7 protein-coding genes are annotated in these 17,328 nt (G+C 64.4%); 2 read left to right on the top strand and 5 right to left on the bottom strand.

Features of this window, described 5'->3' with window-relative positions; genetic code table 11:
* Positions 1-239 precede the first annotated feature (239 nt).
* Together ACSBM8_RS15070 and ACSBM8_RS15075 are read right to left on the bottom strand one after the other, a co-directional pair.
* Entirely contained in the window at positions 240-494 is a 255-nt protein-coding gene (locus tag ACSBM8_RS15070; RefSeq protein ID WP_442678815.1) for a DUF3253 domain-containing protein, read from the bottom strand.
* A 57-nt stretch (positions 495-551) separates the two neighbouring features.
* Positions 552-11,288, bottom strand: coding sequence for an autotransporter-associated beta strand repeat-containing protein (locus ACSBM8_RS15075; RefSeq protein ID WP_442678816.1), 10,737 nt, complete (start codon positions 11,286-11,288; stop codon positions 552-554).
* Between the two features lie 597 nt (positions 11,289-11,885).
* Here ACSBM8_RS15075 and ACSBM8_RS15080 point away from each other — a divergent pair.
* Positions 11,886-12,488: a response regulator gene (locus ACSBM8_RS15080; protein WP_442678817.1), complete on the top strand. Its 603-nt coding sequence runs from the start codon at positions 11,886-11,888 to the stop codon at positions 12,486-12,488.
* Complete coding sequence (locus tag ACSBM8_RS15085; protein WP_442678818.1) at positions 12,485-14,242, top strand: ATP-binding response regulator; 1,758 nt, start codon at positions 12,485-12,487, stop codon at positions 14,240-14,242. Before ACSBM8_RS15080 ends, ACSBM8_RS15085 begins: the two co-directional genes overlap by 4 nt.
* A gap of 89 nt (positions 14,243-14,331) precedes the next feature.
* Here the strand turns inward: ACSBM8_RS15085 and msrA are convergent, their stop codons facing one another.
* The 3 genes from msrA to ACSBM8_RS15100 all read right to left on the bottom strand — a co-directional run bounded on the left by msrA (position 14,332) and on the right by ACSBM8_RS15100 (position 17,267).
* Positions 14,332-14,841: a peptide-methionine (S)-S-oxide reductase MsrA gene (gene msrA, locus ACSBM8_RS15090; RefSeq protein ID WP_442678819.1), complete on the bottom strand. Its 510-nt coding sequence runs from the start codon at positions 14,839-14,841 to the stop codon at positions 14,332-14,334.
* 136 nt (positions 14,842-14,977) lie between these two features.
* A complete protein-coding gene (locus ACSBM8_RS15095) occupies positions 14,978-15,550 on the bottom strand; it encodes an arylesterase (RefSeq protein ID WP_442678820.1) in 573 nt (190 codons plus the stop codon).
* 115 nt (positions 15,551-15,665) lie between these two features.
* Positions 15,666-17,267, bottom strand: coding sequence for a family 43 glycosylhydrolase (locus ACSBM8_RS15100; RefSeq protein WP_442678821.1), 1,602 nt, complete (start codon positions 17,265-17,267; stop codon positions 15,666-15,668).
* Between the last annotated feature and the right edge of the window lie 61 nt (positions 17,268-17,328).

Genomic DNA, 17,328 nt, shown 5'->3' on the forward strand with positions numbered 1-17,328 from the left:
CTCCCCTACGTCTTTCTGCAGGGAGAATGCCTGCCCCGCAACTCGGCAGGAGAGGCTTTGTACAACCTGAAGGGCTCACCGGCGTCGCGTCCGGCGCTGCCTATGTTGGGATCGGGAATGCTGTCTCCTCGGGTAGCCTGCTAGGATTTACCATAAGGTGACGATGCCTGCGCAGGGCTGTCTATATCTGCTAGAGACGCGGCATAATTCGTGCGGCCGAATGATTTGCGACGGGGGCCTTACCCGGCGCGTCCGATGCGATAGGGGCCGGACCGGGCTGGGCGCGCTTCCCCTTTCCAGCTGAGCCGCACCGCTCCCGCCGTCACCAAGGCATCGACGGCGTCGTGCACCAGCGGCATGGCGTCGCGCCAATTCTGCTCGGGCCCGGCGTGGCTTTGCGCCGCCACCAACGCCCGCGCCACTTCGCTCGGGCAAATCGTTGCGCCCGGCGCGCGCTGGTCCAGCAGGTGGAGCGTCATGTCCTGCGCGTTCACGTTCCTGCGTCCCCTCTCCTCACAGAATCGGGAACGCACGACGCGGCGTGGAGGCGTCTAGAAGCGCCAGTTCAATTGTGCGCGGACGCCATTGTCGCTGTTGCGCCTGGCGAATTGGCCGGCATAGCTGACGCCAAGCGTCAGCCGCTGGCTCAGATCCGCTTCCACGCCAAGATCGCCGGCAAAGGCCGTCCTAGCGAGCGGCGTCCCCGCAATCCGGAACGGCGCGCCTTCGCCAAAGCCGAGGTCGGCCGTCGGCACCCGGCCGTGCAGCAGTTGCCGCACCGCCGCCGAGCCAACGACGCGCATGTCGATGCCGCCCAGCGCCGTACCCGTCCGCATCCGCAGGCCGGCCGTGCCGAAGCTGGTGTCGAGCCGATCCGAGCGGCTTTGCAGCGCCGCCGGCCCACCGGTTTCGCGCATGGCCCCGCCGGACAGACGAACGATGGCGGCACCGGCAAAAGGCTCGAACTGCACCTGACCGAGCCGGGTGCGCCACGCCACCTCGCCAAAGCCCTGCAGCGTGTGCGGGTCATATTCGGCGTTCAGACCATTGACGAAGCTGCCGATCGCGACCGAGCGCTGCGACCGCACGTCATGCCAGCCATAGCTGCCGCCCAGCTGAACGGTGAACCGATCGAACGTGCCGCTGATATAGCTGCCCGCCTGGTAGGTCTTGCTCTTGAGATCCGAACTGCCGCGCGCATGGAGCTCGTTGGTGCCGTAGCCGAGCACTGCGCCGACCCTCCAATGCTCACCCACCGCGCCGTCGAAGCCAGTGAGCAGGCCCTTGATCGACCGTTTATAGCCCGCCGCATTGCCGTCGCTGTCGACATCGCTCCACGAGCCCACGACCTGCCCCCACACCGCCATGCCAGCGCCAGCCATCTCCGGCCCGCGCGCCAGCACGGCCCGCCGCAGAAAGCGCGTATCCTCGATCAACATACCGCGCAGATTGGCATGCTCGACCCCGGATAGAGCATCGAAAGCTGCCCGCGCGCCATCAGCCGATTGGCCGAGTACCGCGTCGAACACCGGATTGCGGAAACCCAGCGCATTGACCGCGGGCGCGACCGCGCGCTGGTTGCGCGTTACCGCGACATCCGCGAGCGAGACGTCGTTGCGCACCAGCCGCAGCGTCACGCCGGTCGTGCCATAGCTTAACGACGGATCGAGGAAGGCGAGGTTGGACGTGACGCCGCCGAAGCTGCCGGAAATGCCGTTGGTGGCGGTCAGGATCGTATAATCCGTCTCCGGCGCATAATCGCCGTTGGCCGCCAGCACGCGCACCGTGCCGGCCAGCGCGGCACTGCCGTTGACCGCGATCTTGTCCGATTGGCCGGCCGCGTTGGCCTCAACCTCATAGGTGCTGCCGGGCAGCATGGTCAGCGTGCCGTTGACGGTGAGCGTGCCGATCGAATTGCCCGGCGCGATCGTGCCCGCGACCCGGGTCGGGCCGACGCTGCCATTGCCCTGCAAGCGCCCACCCGCCAGCACATCCAGCGAACCGGTCAGCGTGCCGTTGACCGACAGCAGGCCGGCAACGCTGGTCTGGCCAGCAAAGCCGCTGGAATCACCAGTCAGCCGCACCATGCCGCCGCCGGTCACGCGCAGGGCGCCGCTGCCGCTGACGCTGCCGGCATAGACGCCGTCGGCAGCCTGATCGAAGGTCAGGTTGGTACCGCTTGCCAGCACGATATTGCCGGTGAAGCGATCGGACGCCGACACCAGCCCACCCTGTTCCAGCGACCAATTGGCGCTGCTGGTACCGGCCAGCGTCAGGACGCCGGCGCCGGTCTTGATCAGGCTGCCCGTGCCGCTGATCGCGCCCGCGAAGCTACCGCTGTCCGCCTGATCGAATATGGTCTGACCGTTGCTCACCAGATCGCCCCGGATCGAGCCGGCATTGCCGATCAGCGTCCCCGCCTCGACCCGCGTGCCGCCCGTATAGCTGTTGGCGCCGGTCAGCGTCAGCGTGCCGAGATCGGTCTTGACCAACATGCTGTCCCCGGTGAGTGAAGCGGCGATAGTGGCGTTCATCGCCGCACCCGCCGGGGTGCCATCGCCGACGCGCACGATCGCCTGCGCGCCCGCCAAACCGAGCGAGCCGCCCTCGATTCGATAGCCGTCGGTCGCGAACTGCATGCCGGTCGCCGAGACGGCGCCAGCCTGATTGTCGACCGTCACGGTGCCGGCGCGACCCTGGAAAATGGCAAAACCGGGTTGCGGTCGCATCGCGCCATTGGTGACACCGTCCGCCCCGGTCCAGCCACGGCCATCGACGCGCCAGCTACCTGCGCCGCCATCGATGCGACGATTGTCGTAGGCCGTGGCATCGCCGCCGTCCCAGAAAGCCAGCGTCGCGGTGGACGCATTGACGAAGTTCACCTGGCCGGCGACGCTGGTCTGAATGCTCGCATCGCCCGCCGCAACGCTGCCGGGCAAGGCGCCAAGTGCCAGACCGTTGTCGACCAGCCTGCCGCCGTAGTCGAACAGCCGGTAAACGCCCATGCCGAACCCGGCGCCGCCGGTTACGTTCAGCGTGCCGTCCAGGGTCAGATCTCCCGCAATCTTGAACAAGCCGGGCGCGCCCGAGGCGCCCCCCAGCGTCACGTCGACCAGCGCGCCCGAGGCAAGCGCGAGAGTGCCGAGCGTGAATGTGCTGCCCTGCGCGCCTGCAAGATGGCCGCCATTCTGGATGCTGACCGATCCAGCCGCCGTGCCGGCATTCCCCGCTGACAGGCCACCCCCCAGGGTCGCGCCGGAGCCAATGCTGATGGCGCCTCCCAAGGTGCCGGCGAGCCGTAGAGTACCGCCGTCGACGCGGGTCGCGCCGGCGAAGCTGCTGCTATTGCCCTGCAAGGTGACCACGCCGGTGCCGCTCGATCGCAGCGTGCCGGTGCCGCTGAAGCTTGCATTGCTGCTGGCGGTTCCGGCGACATCGAACAGGAAGGTGGCGTTGTTGACGATGCGATCGGACACCGCCCCCCCGCCCGTCACGCGCAACACTCCGCCATCGACCTTGGTCATGCCGGTATACGTGTTGGCCCCGGTCAGGGTAAGCGTGCCCGCCCCGCCCTTCACGAGCGCACCGGTGCCCGAGATGGTGCCGCCGAAAGTAGTCGCATCGGCGCGGTCGAATGCCAGCGTACCGTTATTGACCACATTCCCGATGATCTGGCCGGTGCTGCCGCCATTGCCGATGCGCAATGTGCCGGCGTTGACACTGGTACCCCCGCTATAGCTGTTCGCGCCGGTCAGGATCAGGGTGCCGGGGTCGCTCTTTACCAGCCCGCCGCTGCCCGTCAGAATACTGGCGATGGTCGCGGCCCAGCTACCGCTGGCTGCGCTCCCGTCACCAACGCGGATGATGGAGGCGCTTTCGAGCGTCAAAGCGCCCCCCGCGATCGTATAGCCATTGGTGGCGAATTGCAGGCCGGTGACGCGCAGCTCGCCGGGCCCATTATCCACCGTGACGGTGCCTGCCGCCCCCTGAAAGACTGCAAAGCCCGGCTGCGTGAAGGCGCCGCTGAAGACGCCGTCGGCATCGGTCCAGTTGGCGCTGTCCGCGCGCCACGTGCCGCTGCCGCCCTGGACGACACGGTCCGACGCGGGGCCTGCACCATCCCAGAAGCGCAGCGCGGCGCCCGCACTGGATATGAGGTTGACCTGGCCGGCAACGGCCGTCTGCACGCTTAGGGCCCCGGGACTGATGCCGGTGGGCGTCGTGCCGATGGTCAGGCCGGCCCCGCTGCGAGCGCCACCATAATCAAACAGGCGGTAGACGCCGGTGCCAAAGCCACCTGCATCGGACACGTTCAAAGTGCCAGCGAGGGTCAGGTTGCCCGCGACGTTGAAGAGCGGGTTGGCCGGGGTGGCAACCCCGAGCCTCACGTCCAGCAGGGCACCGTCGGCCAGCACCAGATTGCCAAGCTTGAGCGTGCCGCCCTGCGCGCCAGAAAGATGGCCGCCATTGTCGATCTCGACTGTACCAAGCGCATTGCTTGCGTCGCCAGCCCCCAATCCGCCTGCGAGCGTGGCACCGGACGCGACGGAGAGACCGCCAGCAAGCGTGCCGGCAAGACGTAATGTGCCGCCCTCCACGCGGGTGGAACCAGCAAATGCGCTGCTGTCGCCCTGCAGCGTCACGACGCCGCTGCCCGCCGAACGGATCGTGCCTCCGCCCGTGAAGCTGGCATTGCTGGTCGCCGCACTCGCGATATCGAAGAGGAATGTGCCCTGGTTGACGATCTGATCGGACGCCGCACCACCGTCGATCAGACGTAGCGTACCGGCGTTGACAGTGGTCGTGCCCGTATAGCTGTTCGCGCCGCTGAGCGTGAGCATAGCCGCGCCATTCTTCACCAGCGTGCCCGCGCCGGAAATCGGCGCGCCGAAGCTGATGTCATCGGATCGATCGAACACCAGCGTTCCGGCATTGCTGACGCCGCTCGTGGCGCCCAGTGATCCGGATGCGGCGCCGTCGCCAACGCGTAGCGTACCTGCGAAGATATCGGTGAGGCCGGTAAACGTATTCGTGCCGGTAAGCGTCAGCGTGCCCGCACCGGCCTGAATCAGCTGGCCGGTGCCGGAAATAGCACCCGCAAAGCTGACGGCATCCGAACGATTGAAGGCCAGCGCCGCATCGTTCGCGATGTCACCCACCACCTGCCCTGACGTGCCGCCATTACCTATCTGAAGCCTTCCTGCGCTAACCGTCGTGCCGCCGCTGTAGCTGTTGGCGCCGGTCAGGATCAGCGTGCCCGCGCCGCGCTGAACTAGCGCGCCACCGCCTGAAACGATACCGGCATTGGTGATCTCGTCAGAACGATTGTAGACGAGAGTAGCGCCGGTTCCGCCGCGCGTTAATACATCACCAACGATAGACCCGATCGTACCGCCGTCGCCGATCTGCAACGTTCCGGCCCTAATGGTCGTACCGCCGCTATACGTATTAATTCCCGTTAGCGTCAGCGTACCGCTACCCCTCTGGGTGAGCTTTCCCGATCCGGAAATTATGCCGCCATAGCTGGTCGCATCTGAACGGTTGAATGAAAGTTCTGCGTTATTGGCGACATCGCCGGTGATAGAGCCAGTCGTACCGCCATTCCCGATGGACAAGGTGCCCCCGGAAATTGTCGTGCCCCCGGTGTAGCTGTTGTCCGCGATGAGCGACCAAGTGCCGGTGTCAGTTTTCGTCACCGTGCCAGTGCCGGTGGCAATGACGCCCGAAGCCACACCCGTCCATGAACCAGCCAGGATGAGATTTTTCCCTGATCCGGTGATGCCACCGGTAAGGTTTAGGTTTGCCACCTCATTCGCTGGACCGGTATTTATTTGACTATCGCCAGCAAGAATTATGTCCCCGCCGTAGGTGGCAAGCCCCCCGCTTGAGCGTAGAGCCCCGTTATTGCCGTCGCCATTGCCAGAAAGCGTCAACACTTCGCGGCCGATTGTCACGCCGCCGTGCAGGACCAGGGAGCCGCCGGGCTGCACCACCGTGCCGCCGGTGGTCGAGCCAAGAGACGCATCGTTCCAGGCGTACAGGCTTCCCGAAGCAATCGTCGTGAGGCCGGTATAGCTGTTGGCGGCCATCAGGTACCATGGCGCGCTATCGACCTTGTTGATCGCCCCCGAACCAAGGGCTATCGTCCCTTGAATAAAGGCTCCGTCCGTGCCGACTCCGCCCAGCGTCAGATCGGTTCCTGCCCCGGTGATGTTGCCGGAAAGATTAAGCGATCCCTCGTTCTTCAGCGTCGCGGCTGCCGCCAGCGTTATAGGACCCATAACTGTATTGGTCGCCCCCGGCGCACTGACGAGCGCCCCACGGCCATCTACGCCAGAGCCGGAAAGCGTCAGCGCTTCGCTGTCCACTATGATACCGCCCGAGAGCGCCAGCGTCGCACCGGAAGCGACAATAGTGCCACCGGTTGAAGTGCCTAAAGCATTGGCATTCGTGATCTGCAGCGTGCCGGCCGATACGGTCGTCGCTCCGCTATAGCTGTTCGCGGCCGACAGCGTCAGCGTGCCCGAGCCTGCCTGAGTGAGCTGACCGGTGCCGGAGACGATTCCGGCATATGTGGCGGCGTCCGACCGATTGAAAGCGAGTTGGGCATTGTTGGCTACGTTACCCACAATCGAACCGGTCGTGCCGCCATTGCCGATTTGCAGCGTGCCGGCGCTAATAGTCGTGCCACCACTATAACTGTTGGTACCGGTCAGGATCAGTGTGCCCGGATCGGTTTTCACGAGTGCGCCGCTGCCTGCCAGCGCGCTGGCGACCGTCGCGGACCAGCCGCTGCTTGCCGGGCTTCCGTCGCCAACGCGCACCGTAGCCGTCGGGCTGTCCAGCGTCAGCGCATCGCCGGTGATGGTATAGCCGTTGGCCGCGAATTGCAGGCCGCTGACCGAGACCGAGCCCGCGCTATCATCGACCGTGACCGTGCCTGGACTGCCTTGGAACACCGCGAAGATGGGCTGCGTAGCCGTGCCGTTGACGTTACCGGCGGCATCCGTCCAATTGGCGCCGGTCGTGGTCCATGTGCCGCTGCCGCCTTGGATCACGCCATCCAAGCCAGGCCCCGCCCCGTCCCAGAACTTCAGCGTCAGGCCAGCCGAGGAGACGAGATTCACCTCCCCGGGGTTCGCCGTCTGGATACTGAAAGCGGTCCGATCCACATTTCCGGGCAAGGTGCCCAGCGTTAGGCCCGGGCCGCTGCGGATACCGCTATAGTCGATCAGCCTGTATACGCCCGCAGTCCCGAAACCGCCGGCATCGATGACGTTGACCGTACCCGCCAGCGCGACATTGCCATTTACGTTGAAGAGAGGCGTCCGGCTGGGCAGGCCCAACTCGACATCGATGTTGCCGCCCTGCGCGACATCCAGCGAACCCATCGTCAGCGTTTTTCCAGCGATGCCAGTCAGATGACCATTGCCATAGACCTGCACCTTGCCGGCGATGCTGCCGCTGCCGGCCAGGGTGCCGCCGCTGTCGACCTGGACATAGGTGCTGGCGAGCGAGCCCTCGACCGCCAGCGTCCCGCCGGAAATCTGCGTCCCGTTGAGATAGCTGTTGGCGCCGGTCAGCCTGAATAGTCCGGTGCCGGTCTTGATCAACCCGAAGGTCGGGGACAGGCCATTGGTCGGCTGGCCGCCATAGATCTGCCCCGCAAAGGTGAAATTGGTATTGGCCGCACCCACGGTGAGCGCGGCGAGATCGACGCTGACGAAACCCGAGCCCGTCAGCTCACCGACCGTCTCCGCCGCCGCCATCTGCACATTCGCGCCGGCATCGACCGTTATGCGCGCGGTGTCCGCGATGGTGTTAGCCGGTGTCCCCGGTATCGAAGAGTCGATCGTAAGCGTGCCCTGCGCGACGCGGACATCGCCCGTGAAACTGTTGTTACCCGCCAATCCCAGCGAACCCCCGCCCGTCTTGGTGATGCCGCCGACGCCGGAAATCGCGCCTTCCAGATTACTCGCCTGGAATTCGGGAGCGGAGATCGTCACATCGCCGTTGAGCGCGATCGCGTTGCCGATCAAGCGGAAGCCTTCCAGGCCCAGCGTCGTGCCCGCATCCATGCTGACCGAGCCGGTGCCGAGCCCATTGTCATGTCCGGCAACTACGGTGCCGCCCTGGATCAACAATTTGCCGAAACTGTTATTGCCGTTCAGGATCAGCGTTCCGCTATCCTGCTTGATGACAGTGCCGGTGCCGGTCATGCGCGAGATGACGCCGTCTAGCTGAAGGCTGTTCGAGCCGGTGATCGCCAAGCGGCCGTCGCCGACAAATTGATACAGCGCGATATTGTTCGCGAGCTTGACGTCACTCGTCGATTCCAGCGTGCCCAGGCTCGCCGTCACGCGCCCTGTGCCAAGCGCATGATCGGCGCCGACCAGAATCTTGGCGCCGTCTGCAATATCGGTATCGCCGCTATAGGTGTTGGCGGCGTTCAGCTCCAGCACGGTAGCGTTGTTGAACGTCTGCGTATTTCCGCCAATCAGTTGGATCGAACCTGTGCCCGATATGACGCCGTTGATCGTCTGGCGTGCGCCATTCCACAGCACAAGTCGGCCGCTACTGGCCATCGATCCTGAGTAAACGTCCCCCTGCGCCTGCAGGATGGTAAATTGGGAGCCAATTCCAATCGCGACTTGGCCGTCGCCGGTAAATGACGATGACGTGAATCCCGGCCCGTTGAGCTCAAGACGACCGCCCGCCATCGTAAGCGCGCCGCTCTCGATCCTCCCATTTACAGCCAGCGTTCCTTCGGAGACGGTGATGCCGCCGCCAATATTGCTATCCGCGGCCAGGGTAAGCGTACCGGCGCCACTTTTCGAAAGCGCGCCTGCTCCGGACACCGCGCCGACGTAGGTGGAGGCATCCGAGCGGTCGAAGGCGAGCGTCGTGCCCGCGGCGCTCGCGACATTGCTCACGAGCGAGCCCGTCGTCCCGCCATCGCCGATCCGCAGCGTGCCGGCGGAGATCGTGGTGTCGCCGGTATAGCTGTTCGTCCCGGTGAGCGTCAGCGTATTCGCGCTTAGCTTGGTCAGCGTGCCCGTACCCGAAATGTCGCCGGCGACGGTAACCGCATCGGAGCGGTTGAAAATCAGCGCCCCATTGTTGACCACGTTGCCCGCAACCGAGCCGGTCGTGCCGCCATTCCCGATCGCAAGCGTACCCGCCGAGACGGTCGTCGTTCCGGTATAGCTGTTGGCGCCGGTGAGCGACCAGGTGCCGCCATCGATCTTCGTCACGCCGCCGCTTCCGGTAGCGATCGCGCCGGACACAATGCCGGTCCCCGAGCCTGCCAGCGTGAGGGTCTTTCCGGCGCCGGTAATGCCGCCGGAAAGGTTCAGGGTTCCGGCGATATTCAATATCCCGGCATTGACCTGACTGTCCGCGGCCAAAGTGATGTCGCCGCCGTAGGTCGCTGTGCCGCCGGTCACTGTTATTGCGCCAAAATTGCCGACGCCGCTGCCGGACAATGTCAGCGCCTCGCCGGCGATATTCACGCCATTGCCCAGCCCCAGGCTTGCACCCGACGCCACCACGGTGCCGCTGGACGTAGACCCTAAGCCCAAATTGTTGGTGACGAACAAGCTGCCGGAGCTGACCGTGGTTAAGCCCGTATAGGTGTTTGCGCCCGCCAGCTCCCACTGCGTACCGGTCTTGGTGATTCCACCCGAGCCGATAGCGATTACGCCGGTGATCCGGCCGGAATTATTGCTGGTCCCGATGAGCGTCAGATCGGTGTCGGCGCCCGTGATCCCGCCTGAAAGATTGAGCGAGCTTGTGCCCTGAACATTCAATGTGCTGGCCGCCGCCAGCGTGATCGGGCCTTGATAATTATTGACCCCGGCACCCACCGTGGTAAGCGCTCCGGCGCCCGCCGCGCCGGGCCCGGACAAGGTCAGCGCCTCTGCTCCTACGGTGATGCCGCCCGAGATCGCCAGCGTCGCACCGGATTGAACGGTTGTACCGCCCGCCGTGGTCCCAAGGGCGCCGGCATTTGTGATCTGCAATGTGCCGGCAGCAACCGTCGTTGCGCCGCTGTACGCGTTGGCACCCGACAAGGTGAGGGTACCGGCTCCAGCTTTGGTAAGAGCGCCCGAGCCGGAGATCACGCCGGAAAGTGTCGTGGTAACGCCGGAATCAACGGACACCGAACCTGCGCCAGCCATCGCCGCGTCCCGCGCAGTGGCGAAAGAGGCCGTTGTGCGCAGGGTGCCCCCATTGAAGCTCAGGCCGCCCGTGCCGAGATTGTTCTCGGCGGCGACGCTCAGCACGCCTCCGCTGAAGCTCGTGCCACCGCTATAGCTGTTGGCAGCCGTCAAGGTCAGCGTGCCCGCCCCGCTTTTCACCAGCGAGCCCGTCCCAGAAATGACATTGGTCAGCGTGACATCGGTGGACTGATGGAGAGTCAAGCTGCCGCTGTTAACCTGAATGCCGCCAGTAATGCTCCAGCTGCCTCCAAGAATGAGGCGATTGGCGCCGGTGAAGCTCATCGCAAGCGCACGCGTGGCGCCGTCACCCGACAGCCCCCCACTTACAGCTTTGTAGACGACCAAGTCCAAGTCGGTGCCGACGATGCCGATACCCCCCGCACCGGCAGCCCCATTTTCACAACAGGTATAGACGATCGTTCCGCCAGCACCGCCGTTACCACCGGTGACGTCATCGTCGACCGTAACATTCATCGCGCTGGTGGCAACCAGCCCATGCCCGCCATCGCCACCGCCGCCGCCGTAGAAGTAGCCGCCCCCGCCGTCACCGCCTTTGCCACCGGTTACTGGATCGACCAGGTAAGTACCGTTGGCGCCATCCAGAACAAAGCCGTAGCCGCCCGCGCCACCGCCGCCGCCATCACCATCGCTGGACGTGCCGCCCTTCCCGCCATTGCCACCGGTGTAGCTGCTCCCAGCAGCGCTCGAAGCAGTGACTACGAAGCCGTGCGCACCGCCGCCGCCGCCGCTCGCGCGAGACCCGAACCCACCGCCGACGCCATCCTGACCGGCCGCACCCGGACTTGCCCCGCCCGCGCCGCCGGCGACTCCCCCGAACGTATTCCCGCCCTTGCCGCCGGTGACGCCAGCGCCCCCACCGGCACCGCCCTCATAGTCTTCTCCAGCAGCAGCGCCCGCACCACCAGTTCCCAAAACACTGCTGATGCCGCCGGCGGAGGCTGGCGGACGATTTCCCTGCCCGCCATCACCGCCGCGTGTCGTCTGTGCCGTGGCGGGCGCCGCCAGCAGGATCGTCGCGGCGACACCGCCCGCCAACGCGCGCATCGCGGCACGCGATGTAAGGACGGTTCCCGTGGCCAAACGCCGCCGTATCGAATTGCCACGCATTAACTTACCCCCATTTCACGCGAGCGTCCTGCTTGCCAATGCTGTCACGGGCGCGCGCCTTAGACCTGCCCTGAATGACATCAGCAATGCCGCGATTACAACATGTTATCAGACACAAAATTCTATCTTATTTGCTTGGCTTGTAAATCCGATGCCACCGTTTTCGCGATTTCCGCCAGACATCAATCCCACAGCCGGTGCACGTCCCAACATAAGTCAATCCATCCCAGGATACCTTGCGGCGGTCCGGTGCATGCCGGTTTAATCTGCAGAAGATCAGTTGCGTCAGAGAGGCTCGCACGGGCCCGTCCTCGCCATGGGTGATGATACATCCACTGCAATCCCCCTATCCTTGCACGCGCGCTACGTCTGGCCGATCTCCACTTGCGGACAACGCCCCCTGCGTCCGAAAAAGCTTTATCAGCACCATAAGCGCGAAGCCTGCCTTACGGGCGATGACGAAAACCCGCCATAGTCCATCCGGACTGGTGGTTTTCCAAGACATTCGGCCGTGATCCTTTACGGTGCGAGGTCATGAACCGTCCGACCATCCTGATTATCGACGATCATGCCCTGTTTCGGTCGGGGGTTGCCGCGATGCTGTCCACAGGCCTGCGCAATGCGAGGATTTGCGAGGCCGCTTCCCTTGAGGAAGCCTTGACCGACAACAAAATCGATCCGTCTATTCTGATGCTGGACGTACAACTGCGCGGTATCAGCGGCATTGACGGCATGCCATCGTTGAAACGCAAATGGCCGCTGGCACGAATCGTCGTGGTTTCAGCATTCGATACTGACGATGTGATCAACGATGCCTTGGCGATGGGGGCCGAGACCTTCCTGGCCAAGACCGAACGGCCTGACAGGATGATCGCAACATTACGCCAGATGTTGGACGATCCTTCGGGCGCCTCACCAACGCCGATCACGACCGATACCAGATCGTCTCTGACACCAAGGCAGAAGGAGGTCCTGGATCTTGTCTGCCAGGGGCTGTCGAACAAGATGATCGGACGCCGCCTCAACCTTTCAGAGCATACGGTACGCGGCCATGTTCAGGCGCTGCTTGCCGCCTTGGGCGTCGCGAGCAGGACAGAGGCCGCCTTCGCCGCGCGCCGTCTTGGCATCATTCGGTGAACGCTTCGGCGCCCGGCGTGGTGCGGGCGGAGCAAGTGCGGATGGTGCTGGAGGGCGTCGGCGCGTCCTTGATCGTCGGAATCCTGTTGCCGACGCTGCTTGTTTTCCTGCTCGGTACGGCGGCCGATCATCGGCTGCTACTCGCTTGGTATATCGCCTTCCTGATCGGCCGGTTCGCCTTGGTTGGCATCGCACGCTGGCTGCTGCGATCGGGTGATCATCGTGTGTTCGGCAAGCGCGTCGAGCATGGGCTGGCCGCCCTCAAAATCTACGAAGGTTGCGCCTGGGGTGCGCTTCTCTGGATCGCACTGCCATCCCCCGATACCGCCGTCAGTATCGTCCTGATCGCCTTGCTCTGTGCGCTGTGCGGCAATGCCGTCGCTCTGCTGGCGCCGTTGCGCGATCTTTATCTGGCGCTGGCCCTCCCCATGCTGGGATTCGTCTTCACGCGTTTCTGGCTGATGGGTACGACGCCTTATCAGGCGCTTTCGCTGTGCTGCATCCTGTATGTAGGAGGCCTCTATGGGCAGGCCCGCATCGCCAATCGGCGCATCCGCGAGGGCATCAAGCTGCAATTCGAAAATGTCCGACTGGTCGATCAACTGCGACAGGAGATGGACTTGGTGCAGGAAGCGCGGCTTCAGGCGGAACGGGCCAATGCGGCCAAATCGACCTTCCTTGCGGCCGCCAGCCACGATCTGCGCCAACCGGTGCACGCGCTGGGGCTGTTCCTTGAGGCGCTGGCGCACAGCCGACTGACCTCGACGCAGCGTCGCACAGTCGAAAGCGCGCAGAATGCCAGTCTCGCCTCATCCGAGATGCTGAACACGCTTCTCGACTTTTCACGCATCGAAGCGGGCGTTATCGTCAACAATATCCGCGAATTCCCCCTTCAGCCGTTGCTGGACAAACTGGAATTCGAACTGGCGCCGATGGCCGACGCCAAGACGCTGATCTATCGCTCGCCGCAAACCTCCTGCTGGGTGACGTCAGACAGCATATTGCTGGAGCAGATCTTACGGAACATCATCTCGAACGCGATCCGCTATACGGAACGCGGGGGCATCGTCATAGGATGCCGCCGCCGCAATGGCGGCATCTCCATCGAAGTGTACGATACGGGCATCGGGATCGCCGCCGATCAGCAGACGGATATCTTCAGCGAATTTCGTCAGCTGGGCAATCCGGAGCGCGACCGCCAGAAGGGATTGGGGCTGGGCCTGGCGATCGTGCACCGCCTGGCCGCCTCACTGGGTCACTCGATCTCGCTCTCGTCCGTCGTAGGCCGGGGAAGTGTCTTCCGGGTTGGCGTACCGGTGGCGTCCGATCGACACAGCGACGCCGAGACCGATGATCTTCCCGACGCAACCCCCTCGGGCCAGCTCGCGGGGCGCACCTTCCTCGTCGTCGATGATGACGCGATCGTTCGTGCCGGCATGACCCAGTTGCTCGAAAGCTGGGAGTGCATGTGCCTGGCGGGCGGGTCAGAGCAGGATGCCATCCTGCTCCTGTCGGGTGGCGTACGGCCCGACGCGATCATCTGTGACTATCGGCTGCAGGAGGGCCGCACCGGGGCCGACGCCGTCGCGACGCTTCGCCACCACCTGGGCGGCGACGTACCGGCCCTGTTGATCACCGGTGACACGGCAGCGGAGCGGTTGCGGGAGGCGAGCCGCAGCGGGCTGCTGCTCATGCACAAGCCGGTTCTACCCGGGAAGCTCTATCAATATCTTTGCCGGTTGCTTGCCGCATAAGGCCACCGGCACGGCGTCGCCCTGGAATAGCGCCGGGGATGGGCCAGGCCGGCCCCGCCCCCTCTCCCGAAGAGAGGGGGCGAGCACATTCAAGCCGCGTCGGCGCGGCGGGGGAGACGCCAGCCGGGACGGACGAAATGGCAGGTATAGCCGTTCGGGATCCGCTCCAGATAATCCTGATGCTCCGGCTCCGCTTCCCAGAAGTCGCCGACCGGCGTGACTTCCGTCACGACCTTGCCCGGCCACAGGCCCGAGGCATCGACATCGGCGATCGTATCCTGGGCGACCGCCTTCTGCTCGGGCGTCGTATAAAAGATGGCAGAGCGGTAGCTCATGCCGACGTCATTGCCCTGCCGGTTCATCGTGCTCGGGTCGTGAATCTGGAAGAAGAATTCCAGCAATTGGCGGAAGCTGATCTCGGCCGGATCGAAAATGATCTCGATCGCCTCGGCATGGCTGCCATGATTGCGATAGGTCGCATTGGGCACGTCGCCGCCGGAATAGCCGACCCGCGTCGAAACCACGCCGGGCAATTTGCGGACCAAGTCCTGCACGCCCCAGAAACAACCACCGGCCAAAACCGCACGTTCGGTGCTCATGCTCCATTCTCCTAGTCGATCGCCGGCGCGTTTCGCCGCGACGGCAAAATAGCAAGAGAGGATCCTGCAAGGATCGTCGTGCGATCAGATGGGGACTGCGCATTGTTATTGCGAGAGCAAAGCGCACTATGCGCCGTCAGGCGGCGGCAGCGGTCTTTGCAAGCTCCACCCGAACCGGCCCAAGCATGTGCTCCGCCACCCGCTCGATCGCGCGGGCATTGGGGTGGATGCGATCGGGCAGAACGAAGCTGGGATGGCCCAGCACGCCCGGTGGGAAAAAGGGGTGACGCGGCACATCATGGCGTGCCGCCACTTGCGCATAGATATCCTGATAGGGCTGACCCAGCGTCGCGAGCATGGGCGGCGGTTCCAGCGTGGCAAGCAGGACGGGGATACCGCAACGCCGCAGCTCCCGCACGATCGTATCGAGGTTCGCCAGCGTCTGTGCCGGCGGCACGCCGCGCAGGAGATCGTTCGCGCCCAGCTCGACGATAGCAAGCGTCGGACGATGACGCAGCGCGCTCAGCACTTTCGGCAGTCTGTGCAGCGCAGCCGCACTGGTATCGCCGGAGACACCGGCATTGACGACCGTCGCATGCGGATAGGTCGCCTGCAGCAATTGCTCGAGCCGGTCCGCAAAGGACGCACCCCGCGGCAATCCGTGCCCCGCGGTCAGGCTATCCCCTAGCGCGAGAATATAGGGAAACATTTCTGTAGTTTGGCCAGGATCGGGAGACATGCCCGCAATCTGGGGCGCCGCACACGATTTTCCACCAGGAGCGATCAGGGGCTTTGACGTCGCACCCGCAATCTTGCGGTTTGCGTTACAAGGCGCGGTACCGAAAATCGCGGAAGCGGGCTTCCCCGACACCGGCCGAATAGAGGCCGGGGCGCAGCATCAGGAAGCCGCCGCGGACATTATGGTGATAGCCCGATACCTCCATGCCGCGGTCGAAACGCTGCCAGGTGCGGCCATCGTCCCCGCTGGTATGGATCGCGACGACGTGACGCGTATTGGCGATGCGCAGCTTCATGCGGCGGCCATGCGGATTGGCGGGTCGCCCCCGCTCCATGCCATATTGATGCGTGACGAAGCGGGTCTCATCGAAGCCGAGGCCGCAATAGAGCATCTCGTCATAGAAGAGGAGGAGGCCCGCGGTCCCGCCGGGTGCGATCTCGATATCGCATTCGAACTGGTAAGCTGGATCGCCCGCAATCAGCAGCAAGGGCGCGCTATCTTTGGGCGCGGTACCACTCGCCCGGAGGATCAGGCTGTTCCGCTCGACCCGCGCGCGGTCTCGTTCGGCTGGACCGGGCTTGAAGAAATTCCACTTCCCGCCGAGCGCCAAGGTTTGGAAATCATCCGACAGGGGCTGGCCGTGGGGCAGTGCCCGCCCGCCCTTGGGCTTGGCGATCGGCTGCGATAAATCGCCCCCGGTCATCCGGAACCATCCGTCCGCGGTCCACTCGATCGGATCGAGCAAAGCCTGCCGTCCAAGCGTCCAATAGCCGTTTTCAAAGCCATGATAGACCGACCACCAGCTGCCGTCAGGCGCCTCGACCAACGATGCATGGCCGCGCGACCAATATTTCTCCTCATCGCGCACCGTGCGCACGAGGGGGTTGGCCGGGCACTGCTCCCAGGGCCCGTGAATGGAGCGCGAGCGGGCAGCGATGACCATGTGGCCGGTAGGCGGGCCAGCCGTGCCCCCAACCGCGGTGATCAGATAGAAATAGTCGCCATGGCGCTCGATCTTGGGCCCTTCGGGCGAAAAGCTTTCGACGTCCCATTCAGGCGGATAACGCCAGGGATCATAGACATGCTCTACCGCGCCCACGGTCGAGAGGCCGTCGGCGGCAAGGCGGATGCGATCCCCGCCCGAAAGGAACAGCCAGCGCGATCCGTCCTCGCCGACGGCATGACACGGATCGATATGGCGCGGCAGATGGAGATCGACGGGCTCGCTCCACGGCCCGTCGATATGATCAGCCCAGATTACCCAGATCGAATTACGATCTGCCTTGGTCGGGATATAAAGGAAGTAACGACCGTCATGCTTGGCGAGGCTGACCGCCCAGACCGAGCCGATGTTGCGCGTGAGGGCCGCCTTGCGCGGCTGCCAGTTCACCAGATCGCGCGACTGCCAGATGGTCAGCCCCGGATAGGAATCGAAGCTGGAGAAGGTCATGTAATAATCGGCGCCATCCTTCAGGATGGCGGGATCGGGATGGTCGCCGCCGATCAGCGGATTGAGGAAGCGGCCATCGCCCAAATCGGCGATGCGCTGATTGTCGAAGCCGCGCTTCCAGTCGGGCGGACTCGTAGCGGGTCTGACAGGCGTCGCTTCGACGCCTAAATCGGTCGCGATCATCGCCGCGCTTCCCGCAAGCGCCAGGGTGAAAGCGTCGCGGCGGTTGATCGTCATGCGCAGCAATCCCCAATGTGAAAAAGTGCGCCCTCCGCCCGGAGACGGAGGGCGCCCAGGG

Origin of the sequence: Sphingomonas sp. ASY06-1R, from assembly GCF_052180265.1 — a bacterium.
Lineage (GTDB): Bacteria > Pseudomonadota > Alphaproteobacteria > Sphingomonadales > Sphingomonadaceae > Sphingomonas_I.

Excerpts from the sequence above, each read along its gene's own strand:
- ACSBM8_RS15095 (WP_442678820.1), bottom strand. The coding sequence starts at position 15,550 with ATGTTTCCCTATATTCTCGCGCTAGGGGATAGCCTGACCGCGGGGCAC.
- msrA (WP_442678819.1), bottom strand. The coding sequence starts at position 14,841 with ATGAGCACCGAACGTGCGGTTTTGGCCGGTGGTTGTTTCTGGGGCGTG.
- ACSBM8_RS15080 (WP_442678817.1), top strand. The coding sequence starts at position 11,886 with ATGAACCGTCCGACCATCCTGATTATCGACGATCATGCCCTGTTTCGG.
- ACSBM8_RS15075 (WP_442678816.1), bottom strand. The coding sequence starts at position 11,288 with ATGCGCGCGTTGGCGGGCGGTGTCGCCGCGACGATCCTGCTGGCGGCG.
- ACSBM8_RS15100 (WP_442678821.1), bottom strand. The coding sequence starts at position 17,267 with ATGACGATCAACCGCCGCGACGCTTTCACCCTGGCGCTTGCGGGAAGC.